This window comes from Streptomyces yokosukanensis (assembly GCF_001514035.1).
Classification (GTDB): domain Bacteria; phylum Actinomycetota; class Actinomycetes; order Streptomycetales; family Streptomycetaceae; genus Streptomyces; species Streptomyces yokosukanensis.
The window spans coordinates 178482-192267 of the sequence record NZ_KQ948217.1; the positions used below are offsets into that span (position 1 = coordinate 178482).

Consider the following 13786-nt stretch of genomic DNA (forward strand, 5'->3'; position numbering starts at 1 on the left):
AGGTGCGCTCGGTGCCCGTGGCTGTCGTTCGTATGGACGCAGCGTGACGGGAGTGGAAAGCTCGTATAACCGCGGGCGTCGCCGGAGCCGCCACACCACGCGGGTCCCGCGCGTCCGCGCCCACAGTGACCTCACCGTGCACGGGAGGCAGGATCATGGGCGACAAGGCACAGACACACCACCCCGGGGCCGCCGGCAGGGCTCTGGAGGCCGACCAGCCCGCGTCTGTACGGAATGTGGTGCTGGTCGGCCACTCCGGTTCGGGCAAGACGACTCTGGTGGAGGCCCTCGCGCTGAGTGCGGGGGCGGTGAACCGGGCGGGCCGCGTGGAGGACGGCGGCACCGTCTCGGACTACGACGAGATCGAGCACCGGCAGCAGCGCTCCGTACAGCTGTCCCTGGTGCCGGTCGAATGGGAGGGCATCAAGATCAACCTCCTCGACACTCCCGGATACGCCGACTTCGTCGGGGAGCTGAGGGCCGGTCTGCGCGCCGCGGACGCGGCCCTCTTCATCGTCTCGGCCTCCGACGGCGTGGACGGCTCGACCCGGATGGTGTGGGAGGAGTGCGCGGCCGTCGGCATGCCGCGCGCGATCGTGATCACGCACCTGGAGGCCGCGCGGGCGGACTTCGAGGAGATGACCCGCCGCTGCGCGGAGGCGTTCGGCGGGGACGACCCGGACGCCGTGCTCCCGCTGTACCTGCCGTTGCGCGCCCCCGAGGGCCCCGACGGGCACGCGCCCGTGACCGGGCTGGTCGGGCTGCTGTCGCGGAAGCTGTTCGACTACTCCACCGGGGAGCGCAAGGAGTCCGAGCCCGGCGCGGAGCAGCTGCCGGGCATCGAGGAGGCCCGCAACCGGCTGATCGAGGGGATCATCGCCGAGAGCGAGGACGAGACCCTCATGGACCGCTATCTCGGCGGTGAGCAGGTCGACGTCGGGACGCTGATCGAGGACCTGGAGCGGGCGGTGGCCCGCGGCTCCTTCTTCCCGGTCCTGGCCGCCGCCCCCGCGGCCGAGGGCGCGCGGCAGGGGCTCGGCACGGTCGAGCTGCTGGAGCTGGTCACCGGCGGATTCCCGACCCCGTTCGAGCACCCGCTGCCGGGCATCAGCACCATCGACGGCAAGCCGCGCGAGCTGAAGCCCTGCGACACCGGCGGTCCGCTGGTCGCCGAGGTCGTGAAGACCGCCTCCGACCCCTACGTCGGCCGCGTCTCCCTGGTCCGCATCTTCTCCGGCACCCTGCGCCCCGACCAGACGGTGCACGTCTCCGGGCACGGGCTGGAGGACCGCGGCCACGAGGACCATGACGTCGACGAGAAGATCGGCGCCCTGGCCATGCCCTTCGGCAAGCAGCAGCGCCCGGTGACGCACGCCGTCGCCGGCGACCTGGTGTGCGTGGCCAAGCTCGGGCGCGCCGAGACCGGGGACACGCTCTCCGCGAAGGACGACCCGCTGCTGATGGAGCCCTGGCGGATGCCCGACCCGCTGCTGCCGCTCGCGATCCAGGCGCACAGCAAGGCCGACGAGGACAAGCTCTCGCAGGGCCTGTCCCGCCTGGTGGCCGAGGACCCGACGATGCGTCTGGAGCAGAACCCGGACACCCACCAGGTGGTCCTGTGGTGCCTGGGCGAGGCGCACGCGGACGTCGCCATGGAACGGCTGCGCAGCCGCTACGGCGTCCAGGTCGACGTCGTCCCGCACCGGGTCTCCCTGCGTGAGACGTTCGCGCACAAGGCCACCGGGCGCGGGCGGCATGTGAAGCAGTCCGGCGGGCACGGGCAGTACGCCATCTGCGAGATCGAGGTGGAGCCGCTGCCGGGCGGCTCGGGCGTCGAGTTCGTGGACAAGGTGGTCGGCGGCGCCGTACCGCGCCAGTTCATCCCGTCCGTGGAGAAGGGCATACGGGCTCAGGCCGCCAAGGGCGTCGCCGCCGGCTATCAGCTGGTGGACGTGCGGGTCACGCTGCTGGACGGCAAGGCGCACTCGGTGGACTCCTCCGACGCCGCCTTCCAGACCGCGGGCGCGCTCGCGCTGCGCGAGGCCGCGGCGGACGCGAAGATCCATCTGCTGGAGCCGGTGGCCGAGGTGTCCGTGCTGGTCGGCGACGACTACGTGGGCGCGGTGATGAGCGACCTGTCCGGCAGGCGCGGCCGGGTGCTCGGCACCGAGCAGGTGGGCTCGGAGCGGACCCTGATCCGGGCGGAGGTGCCCGAGTTCGAGATCGGCCGGTACGCGGTCGACCTGCGCTCGCTGTCGCACGGCACGGCGCGCTTCGACCGCGCCTACGCCCGGCACGAGCCGATGCCGGCGCAGATCGCCGAGCGGATCCGCGAACAGGCGGGCGAGAACGCCTAGTCCACGGCGCTCGGCAGGGAGCGCGGGCGGGCGGCTTCGGCCGTCCGCCCGCGGGTTGTCGGTGGCGGCGGATACGCTGATCACCTGATCACGTCATGCCGAAGTCGTCCGGTCATGACGGGCGATCGGCACGACAGCCTGTTCAACAGGTGTGCGGAGCAAGGAAGTCGGGAAGGCCGCAGAGACGACGCCGGCGGCCGAGGGGGCGGGAATGTCGTTGGGAACGGAGTGGGACGGGCCCCAGGTGCCCGTCCTGGGCGACGAGGGCCAGGCGGCGACCTCCGCGCTGGCCTCCGCCGCCTACCGGGACAGCCTGATCGAGGAGATCAAGAAGGCCGACAACGAATGGCATCAGTCGACGGTCAAGGCCGGCCGGATCGCACTGCTGCGCCCCAATCTGGGTGAGGCCTTCTCCCGGGCCGTGGTCGCCCGGATGCTCGCTCCCGGCCGCAAGCCGCTCATCCAGTCCTTCGGCTCCGAGCCCCAGTTCGTCGTCGAGCACTGCCTCGCGGCCAACAACATCCGCCGGGAGCGCGACAACCGCCTCACCGCCGTGACGCTCGTGTGCGGCGTGCTCTTCCTGCCCGGACTGATCGCCTGGCTGCTGGTCTTCCAGCTGCGCACGTACATCGCCAAGCGCGACGACAAGCGGGCCGGGACGCTCGCCACCGTCCTGCTGCTCGTCGTCGGAGTGCTCGCCGCGCTGTTCCTGATCAAGATGCCGTTCCACGGCTTCTGGGCCTGGTACGCCCGCGCGTGCGTCGCCCTCCCCGTCCTCGGCTGGTTCTGGGCCAAGCGGATCTGCGAGGGCACGGCCAAGGACCTGCGGGCCCGCTGGGACGGCCTGCTCTCGGGCACCAGCGTCGGCGCCAAGGTCCCCGAGGCCGTGCCGCGGGGACCCGACCAGACCGCGGCCGAGGAGCTGCGCCAGTCGCTGGCCCGGCTCACCGCCGAGCAGCAGTCCAACTCGGTCTTCTACGCCGGCCCCAAGGGCATACTCGGCATGGGCACCCGCTGGGGCGCCTGGCAGCTCGCCGAGGACCTGGTGCCCGCCGACCCGACCCGGGAGATCCACCCCTTCCGCAGCTGGGACGTCGTACGCGCGATCCACGACCAGCTCGCCCGGCTGGAGCGCGGCCCGCTGAACACCGGCGGCTTCCCCAAGCCGTCCGTCAAGCACTGGATCGTCACGCCGATCGGCGAGAAGGCCGGCGCGGTGTCCCGGCCCGAGGGCACCGACGTCGAGGCCTTCCAGGTCAAGCCGCACGCGATACAGGACATCTGCAACAAGCAGCAGTTCGGCAGCGGCGACCGGCACTACCTGGGCGTGCAGTGGACGCTGTGGGACGGGCAGCTGATCCTCACCATGCTGATCACGGTGACGGTGCTGCACGAGACGCTGCGGATCGAGGTGACGGGACATGCGCTCGGACCGGTGAACTCGCTGTTCACCTCCAAGCCGGAGGCACCGACCAAGGAGGTCTCCAAGTCCCTCAAGCCCTGGGAGACCCGCACGGTCAAGCTGCCGCTGGTGGGCACCGACGAGGTGGTGCGCCTCGCCACGCGCGCCCCGCTGACCTGGTACCCGCCGCTGCTCAACTGGCTCGGCGGCTCGCTGGCCCTGCCCGAACCGTTCGGTCTGCGGCACGCCTGGGCCGACCAGCCGTGGCGGCACCGCTTCATGGCCGACGACGCGCTGCGCGCCGCCACTCCGGTGCTGCGCGTGGTCCACTCGGCGGCGATCAGGGTGCTGCGGGAGAACGGCGTGGACACGGACAAGTTCGGCACGCGCTCGGGCATGCTCAGCGGCCTGGTCCAGGACCCGACGCCGAGGAAGGCGGACCTGTACGACGCGTGAGGGGTGCCCTCCGCGCAGAGGGCACCGCCTGGCCTCAGGCCGACCAGGCCTCCGCCAGCATCTTCCGCGTGTCGGCCAGCAGCTGCGGCAGCACCTTGGTGTGGCCGACGACCGGCATGAAGTTCGTGTCGCCGCCCCAGCGCGGGACGATGTGCTGGTGCAGATGGGCGGCGATGCCGGCGCCCGCGACCGTGCCCTGGTTCATGCCGATGTTGAAGCCGTGCGCACCGGACGCGGTGCGCAGCGCGGTCATGGCCTGCTTCGTCAGCTCGGCCAGCTCGGCGGTCTCCGGCCCGGTCAGCTCGGTGTAGTCGGCGACGTGCCGGTAGGGCACGGTCATCAGATGGCCGCCGTTGTACGGGTAGAGGTTGAGGACGGCGTACACATGGTCGCCGCGCCGGACGATCAGTCCGTCCTCGTCGGACTTGGCCGGGATCGAGCAGAAGGGACAGCCGTCGTCGGCCCCCGGACCGCTCGGCTTGTTCTCGCCCTGGATGTAGGCCATCCGGTGGGGCGTCCACAGGCGCTGGAACGCGTCCTGCGTCCCCACTCCGATCTGCTGTTCCGGCTCACTCGTCATGCTAGGCAGCATATGGCTTCGCCCGTTCCCGGCGTGTCGCCGGGGCGGCCGGAAGCCGGTGTCCGGCCAAGCTTGGCCGGTGGACGACGACAGCCGAGCGGCGCGCTGGGAGCAGCGCGCCGAGATCCCCCTCTTCCTGGCGGCGCTGGTCTACCTGGCCGCGTACGCCACGCATGTCCTGGCCACGGACATGCCCGCCTTCTGGCACGTCGTGTGCCTGTCCGTGATCCTCGGCCTCTGGCTGCTGTTCGCCGCGGACTACGTGGTGCGCTGGCGGCTCAGCGGCCAGGGCCTGCGGTTCGTCCCCGCGCACGTCCTGGACACGGCGGTGGTCCTCCTGCCGCTGCTGCGCCCGCTGCGGATCGTCCCGCTGTACGACGCCGTTCAGCGGAAGGCCGGGGAGCCCCGGCTCTCCCTGCACGCGCGGGTGATCTCCTACGCCGGCCTGTCCACCGTGCTGCTCGGCTTCGTCGGCGCGCTCGCGGTCTACCAGGCGGAACGCGGGGCGCCCGACGCCACCATGCGTACGTTCGGGGACGCCGTCTGGTGGGCCGCCTCGACGCTCACGACGGTCGGCTACGGCGACATCACACCGGTCACCGCGCTCGGCCGGGTGATCGCGTGCGCCATGATGGCCGCCGGCCTCGCCCTGCTCGGCGCGGTGACGGGCTCGTTCTCGTCCTGGCTGATGCGGACCTTCTACCGGGAGGGCGACGAAAGGCCCCCGGGGAGGTGATCCCCGGGGGCCTTCGGCTCAGCCGGTTCAGACCTGGACCCGCTCCTGAACGACCTGGGCGATCTTCGCGATGGCCTCGTCGAACGGGATGCCGTTCTCCTGCGAGCCGTCGCGGTAGCGGAACGACACGGAGCCGTTCGACATGTCCTCGTCGCCGGCGATGACCATGAAGGGCACCTTCTGCTTCTGTGCGTTGCGGATCTTCTTCTGCATCCGGTCCGAGGAGGAGTCCACCTCGACGCGCAGGCCCTTCTTCCGGGCCGCCGCCGCGAACTTCTCCAGGTACTCGACGTGGCCGTCGCCGATCGGGATGCCGAGCGCCTGGACCGGGGCCAGCCACGCCGGGAACGCGCCCGCGTAGTGCTCCAGGAGCACCGCGAAGAACCGCTCGATCGAGCCGAACAGCGCGCGGTGGATCATGACCGGGCGCTGCTTGGAGCCGTCCGGGCCGGTGTACTCCAGGTTGAAGCGCTCGGGCAGGTTGAAGTCGAGCTGGATGGTCGACATCTGCCAGGTCCGGCCGATGGCGTCCTTGGTCTGCACGGAGATCTTCGGGCCGTAGAAGGCGGCGCCGCCCGGGTCCGGGACGAGGGGCAGGCCCTGCTTCTCGGCGACCTGGCGCAGCGTCTCGGTCGCTTCCTCCCAGACCTCGTCGGAGCCGACGAACTTCTCCGGGTCCTTGGTGGACAGCTCCAGGTAGAAGTCGGTCAGGCCGTAGTCGCGCAGCAGACCGAGGACGAAGGTGAGCGTCTTGTCCAGTTCCTCGGACATCTGCTCACGGGTGCAGTAGATGTGCGCGTCGTCCTGGGTGAAGCCGCGGGCACGGGTGAGGCCGTGCACGACGCCCGACTTCTCGTACCGGTACACGGTCCCGAACTCGAAGAGGCGCAGCGGCAGTTCGCGGTACGAGCGGCCGCGCGCGTCGAAGATCAGGTTGTGCATCGGGCAGTTCATGGGCTTGAGGTAGTAGTCCACGCCCTCGTCGAGCTGCATGGGCGGGTACATGCCCTCGGCGTACCAGTCCAGGTGCCCGGACGTCTCGAAGAGCTTCCCCTTCGTCGCGTGCGGGGTGTAGACGAACTCGTAGCCCTCTTCCTCGTGGCGGCGGCGCGAGTAGTCCTCCATGACCCGGCGGATGATGCCGCCCTTGGGATGGAAGACCGCGAGGCCGGAGCCGATCTGCTCCGGGATGGAGAACAGGTCCAGCTCGGTGCCGAGCTTGCGGTGGTCGCGCTTCTCGGCCTCGGCGAGGAAGTCCAGGTACCCCTTCAGCTCGTCCTTGGACGGCCAGGCGGTGCCGTAGATGCGCTGGAGCATCGGGTTCTTCTCGCTGCCGCGCCAGTAGGCGGCGGCGTTGCGCATCAGCTTGAACGCCGGGATGAGGCGGGTGGAGGGCAGGTGCGGACCGCGGCAGAGGTCCTTCCAGCACAGCTCGCCGGTCTTGGCGTCCAGGTTGTCGTAGATCGTCAGCTCGCCGGCGCCGACCTCGACGTCCGCGCCGTCGTCGCTGGAGGCGGAGCCCTTGAGGCCGATCAGCTCCAGCTTGTACGGCTCGTCCGCCAGCTCCTCGCGGGCCGCCTCGTCGGTGACGACGCGGCGGGAGAAGCGCTGGCCGCGCTTCTGGATCTCCTGCATCTTCTTCTCGATGGCCTTGAGGTCCTCGGGCGTGAACGGCTTCTCGACGTCGAAGTCGTAGTAGAAGCCGTCCTTGACCGGCGGGCCGATGCCCAGCTTGGCCTCGGGGAAGATCTCCTGCACGGCCTGGGCCATGACGTGCGCGGTGGAGTGGCGCAGGATGTTCAGGCCGTCCTCGGACGAGATCTCGACGCCCTCGACGGTCTCGCCGTCCTTGATCTCGTAGTTGAGGTCCTTCAGCTCGCCGCCCACACGCGCGGCGACGATCGAACGCTCGCCCGCGAAGAGGTCGGCGGCCGTGGTGCCCGTCGTCACCACGCGCTCGTCCCGCTCGGAATCGCGTTGGATGATCACACGGACGTCTGACACCGGTCTCTCCTGACTGAAGGTGGGGTGCGGCGTCGTACCAGGAACGCGCGCACAGGCGATCGTACCGACCCGACGGCACCCACCGCGAAACGGTCACCCACAGTCCGCGCGCACCCACGCCGCATCCGCGCCGCACGCGCGCCCTCAGCCCTGGTCCTCGTAGGCCTCCCCGCACGCCTCCTCGAAGAAGTCCAGGTTCTCCTGGAGGGCCTTCATCAGCCGGTCCCGCTCGGCCTCGTCGACCTGCACGGGCACGACCCCAGTGGCGCCGGTGAGCCGGCGGAAGCCGCCCCGGCGCTCCAGCCGGCCGTGCACCCGCACGGGAACTCCGACGAGGTGGGCGTGGCCGGCGATGCGGTAGTCCTCCTCGTCCAGGGTGACGCGGATGTGCGGCACCTCGGCGCCCGCGAGGACGCGCAGCCGTACGGTGCCCTCGCCGCCGGGCCCGGAGCGGCGCATACGGACGACGGCGCCGGTGATGCGGACCGGCACGGAGGGTTCCTCGCGCAGATAGCGGGCGGCGGCCTCGCGCAGGACGGGCAGGTCGCCGGGGGAGAACTCGACGGGTTCCGCGGAGGGGGCGCACCCCTCGGGAACGCCGGCGCCGGGTGCCCAGGCGACGGCGATCCGGGCGCCCTCGGTGCCCCGGACGAGCGCGGCCAGCGCCTCGGTCAGCTCGCGGCTGACGCCGGCCTCGACGGCGCCGTCGAAGGCGTCCATGCCGCCGGTGGCCCGCTGGTAGTCGATGGCCTCGCGGGCGGCGCACAGGGCCTGGTGGAGGCGGACGGCGAGGGGCCGGCCGGTGGGCACGGGCGCGAAGGCGGTGAGGTGGCGGCCCTCCGCGGCGGGGCCGACGAGGACGTCCTCCAGGAGCGCGGCGGCGGCGCGGCGGTGCCGGGCGCCGTAGTACCCGGCACGCGCGCGGGTGGACAGCGCGGCGGCGAGGAGCATCTGCCGGGCGGCGCCGCGCAGTTGCTCGTCGGCCGTCCAGGGCGCGGCGCCGACCGGTCCGCTCGGGGTGTCGCGCCACCAGCGGATCTCGTCGCTGGGCACGGCGAGGGAGATCAGCACCTCGCGGGCGGCCGGCGTCTCGCTGCGGGCGAGGGCGTCGAGGGCCTCGCCCAGCAGGTCGTCGCTGTCGGGGAAGGCACGGCTCTCCGGCACCAGCAGGCTGGTGCCGCCGCCGCCCGGCCCCGGTGGGGTCCAGCGGCCGTAGCGTCCCGGGGCTCCGCCGCGCCGCTGCCAGCCGTGCCGGTGCAGCAGGGCACCGAGCACGGTGGGGTCGACCTGGGCGGGGTCGGGGGGCCGGTGCCAGGCGAGGTCGTCCGGATGCGGCCGGACCTGGCGTGGCAGCTCCTCCTGCGGGCGGATCCTCATGGCCTGCCTCCCGTCCCGACCCGCGTCATGATCTCGCAGAGCGCCCGGTCGTCGAAGATGCGCGAGGTCGGTATCCGCACGGTGGTCCGGTGCCGGCCGGTGATGGGGTGGCCGGCGAGGTTGACCCAGTAGCAGCAGTGCCTGAGGTCGAGCCGGTCGTGGCTGGCGCGCAGCCAGTCGTCCTGCGAGCGCGGGACGAGCATGACGACCAGGATCTTGTGCACCGAGACCGGGGTGCGGGCGAGCTTGCGCAGATGGTCGTTGTCGAGGGTGAAGGAGAAGGAGCGCCCCGGAGGGTTGGGCGCGACCTGGTACGTGGCCTTCAGCTGCACCTTGATGGTGACCTCGTCGTCGACCGTGTGCCCCGGTGCGCTGTGGCTGACGTGCCAGTCGATGCCGTTGTCCGGGAAGGGCTGGGACAGCGAGCATCCCGCTGCGGCGGCGACCGCGTGCAGATAGCCGACCTGCAGTGTCTCCATGCACGCCGTGGTGGCGAGCGTGCCGCGGACGGTGCCCGGGCGATCGGGCAGCAGCCCGCCCCGCTCGGGCTGCGCTATGGCCATGACCAACAGCCTTCCAAGCAATGAGTGTCCCCGCTGCGGGCTGCTGAACTGCAAAGACCCGTACTCCTGTTGTCTCCTGCCGGCGTACGGCGCAAACGGCCCGGGTATCACCAAACGGGCAGAAGACGGAACGTCATCTGCGGTGGGTGAACGAGGAGTTGGGTTCAGATGACGACCTGGTACGAGGGGCCGCTGGCCGCCTTCGACACGGAGACGACGGGCGTGGACGTCGAGACCGACCGGATCGTGTCGGCCGCCGTCGTCGTCCAGGACGCGCCGGGGACCCGGCCACGGGTCTGCCGCTGGCTGGTCGACCCGGGTGTGCCGGTGCCGGAGGCGGCGACGGCGGTGCACGGGCTGACGGAGGAACACCTGCAGCACAACGGCCGCTGGCCGGCGCCGGTCATGTACGAGATAGCCGAACAGCTGGCGGAGCACGCGGCGATGGGCCGCCCGCTGGTGGTGATGAACGCGCCGTTCGATCTGACGCTGCTGGACCGGGAGTTGCGCCGGCACCGGGCGTCGTCGCTGGACCGCTGGTTCGAGTCGGTGCCGCTGCTGGTGCTGGACCCGCGGGTGCTGGACAAGCACCTGGACCGCTATCGCAAGGGCCGCCGCACACTGACCGACCTGTGCGCGCACTACGGCGTGACGCTGCAGGGCGCGCACGAGGCCGCGGCGGACGCGCTGGCCTCCCTGGACGTCGTACGGGCCCTGGGCCGCCGTTTCGCGACCCGGCTGGAGCGCCTGACCCCCGCCGAGTTGCACACGCTTCAGGCCAACTGGCACGCGGCGCAGGCCCGCGGGCTGCAGGCCTGGTTCGCGCGCAGCGGCTCGGAGGAGATCGTCAGCACGGACTGGCCGCTGCGCCCGGAACTGCCGGCAGCGGCGTGAACACGCGGAAGGCCGGCCCGCAGATGCGGACCGGCCTTCTCCGGGTGGGCGATACTGGGTTCGAACCAGTGACCTCTTCGGTGTGAACGAAGCGCTCTCCCACTGAGCTAATCGCCCGGGAACGCACTGAACAATACAGGCCCGGACGCCGATCCTTCAAACCGCTTCCAGGTGGCGGAGCAGCCCGCGCCGCCCGGCGGCCATCATCAGCCGGTGGTTGAGGCGGAAGACCGGCCGTCCCGGCACGGCGAACCACCTGAGCAGGGGCTTGCGTACGTGCACGACCTGGTCGTAGCGGGCGAGGGTGCCGCAGCCGTCGGCGGTGACCGTCCAGCGGGCCCAGCCGTCGATGTCCCCGGACATGGCGATCCGAAGGATCCCGGCGTCCGGGTCGCGGTCCGTCTCGTGTGCGGTGAAGGTCACGGCGTACGGCAGGACCGACCGGATGGTCAGCACGCCGGTGGAGTCGTCCAGCCGGGTCACCGCCCGCACCTGCGGCCACCAGCGGGGATAGTCCTCGGGCCGCTCCAGCACGGCGTACACGGCCGCCGGCGGGGCGGGCAGGGACCACAGGCTGAGGAAGCGGTAACGGTTGCAGTCCATGGGGTGAGTCTGCCCGTACGGACCCGGACAAGGCCGCATAAATCTGAGTACGCGTACTCATGCGCGGTGCCGTGAGCCGGGCCACACTCGGGCGGGGCGAGCGCCGCCGCCCGTGCGACGGCGCTCCCTCCCGGCCCGACGGACGCGCTGAGCGAGGAGATCGCGCAGGCCTGTACGCCGCGTACTGCCCGGTGCTCGCGAGGGCGCCCCGGCCGCGGCGTGGGGGCCGACGGGAATTCCGAGCTGTTTTCGATCGGCATCGCCGACCTTCGGCACAGCGTCCGGGAAGTGATCCGGAGTCAGATTACCTGCCTGAATCCACGACGTGAGATCGAGTAGAATTCCTCGCTTGTCGTACTTCCGAAGAAAGGTGACGGCATTTCGGAAAAAGTCCGCGGGGATTTCCGCCGGGGGCCTGGGTCCGGAACTTCTCACAGAACGATTGATACGTCTGAAAGTCGGTCTTGACCGACGGTCCGGTCGATCTTCCGGGCCCACCCCTCGCCGCCCCACCCCACCAAGAGTGACGGATCGTCACCGACCCACCTTCGGAAGCGCCTTCGCCCGGTCCCGGTCCATGTTCCGGTAGCGGTTCAGCGCCCCGCTCATGCCGGTCCGCTCGAACTCCCCGGCCAGGACGTCGAGGTCGCCCTCGCCCAGCCAGGCCGGGAGCTGATCGGCGGGGAAGCGCTCCCGCCCAGTGTGCCGCCGCGACCGACGAAGTGCGGGTCGGGGGCGCCGGGCGCGGGCAGGGTGTCGGCGGACAGGGGCGCACAGAAGCCCGCGAGCCAGCCGCGCACATCGGGCTCGATCTCCGCCTCGGCCCGGCCCGGCCCGGCCCGGCTGCTGGAAGTACGAGACGTAGAACTCCTCGTCGCCGCCCATGCGGGCGAAGACCTCGCTGGGTCGCGGGCCGCCGGGCGGGCTGTACTGCACGCCCGGCAGGCCCACGGCGCGAAACACGTCGGGCCTGGTCAGCGCCGAGGTGGCGGCGATCGTCGCGCCCCAGTCGTGCCCGACCAGCACCGCCGGCCGTGGCCCCGGACGTCCACGGCCACGGCACGGTGGCCGGCGGCGGCCAGGACCGGCGGCTGGTGCCGCCAGGAGTACCAGGACTCCGGGAACCCGTGCACCAGCAGCACGAGCGGACCACGTCCCTGCTCCACCAGATGCACCCGCCCGGCCGGAGACGGCACGACGCGGTGGACGGCGGGGACCGCGGATGCGGGGGGACTGGGGGCGGAAAGGCCGGTGGCGGCGCTCTCACAGACGGTGTTGGCAATGGTGAGGCGGCCGGGACCGCTGCGGTCACAGCCGGTGTTGACCATGGTGCGTCGGGCGGCGAGGCGGGCACGAGGGATGTTGCCGGTTCGGCAAAAGGCGGGGGCGGGAGGCGGCAGCCCGGAGCGCACCTCGCGCTCGGCGGTGGCCGCCGAGAGGGCGCGCAGGGCCGGATTGGGCGCGGACACGCCAACGGCCCACCTGCTGATTCGCAGATGGGCTGTTGGTCCGGGTGGGCGATACTGGGTTCGAACCAGTGACCTCTTCGGTGTGAACGAAGCGCTCTCCCACTGAGCTAATCGCCCGGGCGCAGGAAGAACATTACCCCATGTCAGGGGGTGGTTCCGACCAGAGGTCGAGGCGCCGGGCGACCAGGCCGCGCGGTCGGATCACTGATCGTTGATCTTCCACGGCATCACGAGGCCGAACTTCCACAGGTAGATCCCGAGCAGCACACCCACGATCACCAGCCCGATCACGGTCAGTGTGATGTTGCGGCGGCGCACCTTGGGGTCGAGAGCCCGCTGGGCGGCCTCGGTGACCTTGCGCTTGGTCCACCGGAGCACGAGCTGCGCCCAGACGAACTCGGTCGCCCAGATCGCCATGCCGCCGAAGATCACCACCCAGCCGGGTCCCGGCAGCGGCAGCATGACGATGCCCGCGCCGACGACGGCGAGGCCGATCACGAAGACGCCGACCTGCCAGCTGAGATGCAGCAGCCGACGGGCCTTGACGAACTGCGGCGCCCGGGAGCCGAGCCCGTCGCCGCCAGCGGTCCTGTCCTCGGTCCTGGCCTCCCGCACGGCCTCCTGCCGGTCCGCCTTCGCCCTGTCCGTCGCCACGGCGGCCTCGCCCGGCTCGTCACTCCCCGTATTCATACAGACAAACCCTACCGGAGTGAATCCAGTCACCGGAATGGTCGTAGATCTCGTACGAGTTCTCGGCCGGAAGAGTTACGTAAACACACGCAAAACCCTCAGAGGGGTTTACAACGGCATCGTAGGTGGCATGTCGATTTCGCCGACGTGCGAATCCCCGAGCGCACACTGAGCGAAAGGCCCTGGCGCTTATGAACACCACGGTCAGCTGCGAGCTGCACCTGCGCCTCGTTGTGTCGAGCGAGTCCTCCCTGCCTGTCCCCGCAGGCCTGCGGTACGACACGGCCGACCCCTACGCCGTGCACGCCACCTTCCACACCGGAGCCGAGGAGACCGTCGAGTGGGTGTTCGCCCGCGACCTCCTCGCCGAGGGGCTTCATCGGCCCACCGGCACCGGCGACGTCCGAGTCTGGCCGTCGCGCAGCCATGGTCAGGGCGTCGTCTGCATCGCCCTCAGCTCTCCGGAGGGGGAGGCACTGCTCGAGGCCCCGGCGCGGGCCCTGGAGTCCTTCCTGAAGCGAACCGACGCCGCCGTGCCGCCCGGCACGGAACACCGGCACTTCGATCTGGATCAGGAGCTCTCGCACATCCTGGCGGAAAGCTAGGTCGCGCCCATCGAAAGCAGCCCGGCGCCGTCCACTCGGGGAGACGGCTC

Annotated in this window: 11 protein-coding genes, 2 tRNA genes and 1 pseudogene; 5 read left to right on the forward strand and 9 right to left on the reverse strand. The window is 71.2% G+C overall.

The window, feature by feature from the left end; all coding sequences use genetic code 11:
- The first annotated feature begins 155 nt into the window (after window positions 1-155).
- Both AQI95_RS28455 and AQI95_RS28460 read left to right on the forward strand, forming a co-directional pair.
- Window positions 156-2357 carry an elongation factor G-like protein EF-G2 gene (locus AQI95_RS28455; RefSeq protein ID WP_067129903.1) on the forward strand — a complete coding sequence of 734 codons (2202 nt, stop codon included), beginning with the start codon at window positions 156-158 and terminating at the stop codon, window positions 2355-2357.
- A 211-nt stretch (window positions 2358-2568) separates the two neighbouring features.
- On the forward strand, window positions 2569-4215 hold the full coding sequence (locus AQI95_RS28460) for a hypothetical protein (protein WP_067129905.1): 1647 nt from the start codon (window positions 2569-2571) through the stop codon (window positions 4213-4215).
- A gap of 34 nt (window positions 4216-4249) precedes the next feature.
- Here the strand turns inward: AQI95_RS28460 and AQI95_RS28465 are convergent, their stop codons facing one another.
- A complete protein-coding gene (locus AQI95_RS28465) occupies window positions 4250-4807 on the reverse strand; it encodes an HIT family protein (protein ID WP_067129907.1) in 558 nt (185 codons plus the stop codon).
- A 67-nt stretch (window positions 4808-4874) separates the two neighbouring features.
- Here AQI95_RS28465 and AQI95_RS28470 point away from each other — a divergent pair, with 67 nt between their 5' ends.
- The gene (locus tag AQI95_RS28470; RefSeq protein ID WP_067129910.1) at window positions 4875-5531 is read left to right on the forward strand and encodes a potassium channel family protein; all 657 of its coding nucleotides are present in this window, start codon (window positions 4875-4877) and stop codon (window positions 5529-5531) included.
- Between the two features lie 27 nt (window positions 5532-5558).
- On the opposite strand, the gene thrS is transcribed toward AQI95_RS28470, so the two are convergent.
- The 3 genes from thrS to AQI95_RS28485 all read right to left on the reverse strand — a co-directional run bounded on the left by thrS (window position 5559) and on the right by AQI95_RS28485 (window position 9475).
- Entirely contained in the window at window positions 5559-7535 is a 1977-nt protein-coding gene (gene thrS, locus AQI95_RS28475) for a threonine--tRNA ligase (RefSeq protein ID WP_067129913.1), read from the reverse strand.
- A 144-nt stretch (window positions 7536-7679) separates the two neighbouring features.
- The gene (locus AQI95_RS28480; RefSeq protein ID WP_067129916.1) at window positions 7680-8912 is read right to left on the reverse strand and encodes a hypothetical protein; all 1233 of its coding nucleotides are present in this window, start codon (window positions 8910-8912) and stop codon (window positions 7680-7682) included.
- Complete coding sequence (locus tag AQI95_RS28485; protein ID WP_067129918.1) at window positions 8909-9475, reverse strand: DUF4365 domain-containing protein; 567 nt, start codon at window positions 9473-9475, stop codon at window positions 8909-8911. Before AQI95_RS28485 ends, AQI95_RS28480 begins: the two co-directional genes overlap by 4 nt.
- A gap of 168 nt (window positions 9476-9643) precedes the next feature.
- On the opposite strand from AQI95_RS28485, the gene AQI95_RS28490 reads away from it, so the two are divergent.
- Window positions 9644-10369 carry a 3'-5' exonuclease gene (locus AQI95_RS28490; protein ID WP_067129921.1) on the forward strand — a complete coding sequence of 242 codons (726 nt, stop codon included), beginning with the start codon at window positions 9644-9646 and terminating at the stop codon, window positions 10367-10369.
- A gap of 45 nt (window positions 10370-10414) precedes the next feature.
- On the opposite strand, the gene AQI95_RS28495 is transcribed toward AQI95_RS28490, so the two are convergent.
- The 5 genes and pseudogenes from AQI95_RS28495 to AQI95_RS28515 all read right to left on the reverse strand — a co-directional run bounded on the left by AQI95_RS28495 (window position 10415) and on the right by AQI95_RS28515 (window position 13131).
- Window positions 10415-10486: transfer RNA gene (locus tag AQI95_RS28495), tRNA-Val, on the reverse strand.
- Between the two features lie 39 nt (window positions 10487-10525).
- Window positions 10526-10972 carry an SRPBCC family protein gene (locus tag AQI95_RS28500; RefSeq protein ID WP_208614285.1) on the reverse strand — a complete coding sequence of 149 codons (447 nt, stop codon included), beginning with the start codon at window positions 10970-10972 and terminating at the stop codon, window positions 10526-10528.
- Window positions 10973-11539: 567 nt separating this feature from the next.
- Window positions 11540-12300: pseudogene (locus tag AQI95_RS28505) on the reverse strand (alpha/beta fold hydrolase); the annotation flags it as partial.
- 186 nt (window positions 12301-12486) lie between these two features.
- Window positions 12487-12558: transfer RNA gene (locus AQI95_RS28510), tRNA-Val, on the reverse strand.
- Window positions 12559-12642: 84 nt separating this feature from the next.
- A complete protein-coding gene (locus AQI95_RS28515; protein WP_067129927.1) occupies window positions 12643-13131 on the reverse strand; it encodes a TIGR02611 family protein in 489 nt (162 codons plus the stop codon).
- A gap of 191 nt (window positions 13132-13322) precedes the next feature.
- Between AQI95_RS28515 and AQI95_RS28520 the strand changes: the two genes are divergently transcribed.
- Entirely contained in the window at window positions 13323-13736 is a 414-nt protein-coding gene (locus tag AQI95_RS28520; RefSeq protein WP_004002642.1) for an SsgA family sporulation/cell division regulator, read from the forward strand.
- The last annotated feature ends 50 nt before the right edge of the window (window positions 13737-13786 follow it).

What these genes read in the sequence shown, in the direction of transcription:
- AQI95_RS28460 (WP_067129905.1), top strand. Translation starts at nt 2,569, where the DNA reads ATGTCGTTGGGAACGGAGTGGGACGGGCCCCAGGTGCCCGTCCTGGGC.
- AQI95_RS28485 (WP_067129918.1), bottom strand. Translation starts at nt 9,475, where the DNA reads ATGGCCATAGCGCAGCCCGAGCGGGGCGGGCTGCTGCCCGATCGCCCG.
- AQI95_RS28520 (WP_004002642.1), top strand. Translation starts at nt 13,323, where the DNA reads ATGAACACCACGGTCAGCTGCGAGCTGCACCTGCGCCTCGTTGTGTCG.
- AQI95_RS28480 (WP_067129916.1), bottom strand. Translation starts at nt 8,912, where the DNA reads ATGAGGATCCGCCCGCAGGAGGAGCTGCCACGCCAGGTCCGGCCGCAT.
- AQI95_RS28455 (WP_067129903.1), top strand. Translation starts at nt 156, where the DNA reads ATGGGCGACAAGGCACAGACACACCACCCCGGGGCCGCCGGCAGGGCT.
- AQI95_RS28490 (WP_067129921.1), top strand. Translation starts at nt 9,644, where the DNA reads ATGACGACCTGGTACGAGGGGCCGCTGGCCGCCTTCGACACGGAGACG.
- AQI95_RS28515 (WP_067129927.1), bottom strand. Translation starts at nt 13,131, where the DNA reads ATGAATACGGGGAGTGACGAGCCGGGCGAGGCCGCCGTGGCGACGGAC.
- AQI95_RS28500 (WP_208614285.1), bottom strand. Translation starts at nt 10,972, where the DNA reads ATGGACTGCAACCGTTACCGCTTCCTCAGCCTGTGGTCCCTGCCCGCC.
- AQI95_RS28465 (WP_067129907.1), bottom strand. Translation starts at nt 4,807, where the DNA reads ATGCTGCCTAGCATGACGAGTGAGCCGGAACAGCAGATCGGAGTGGGG.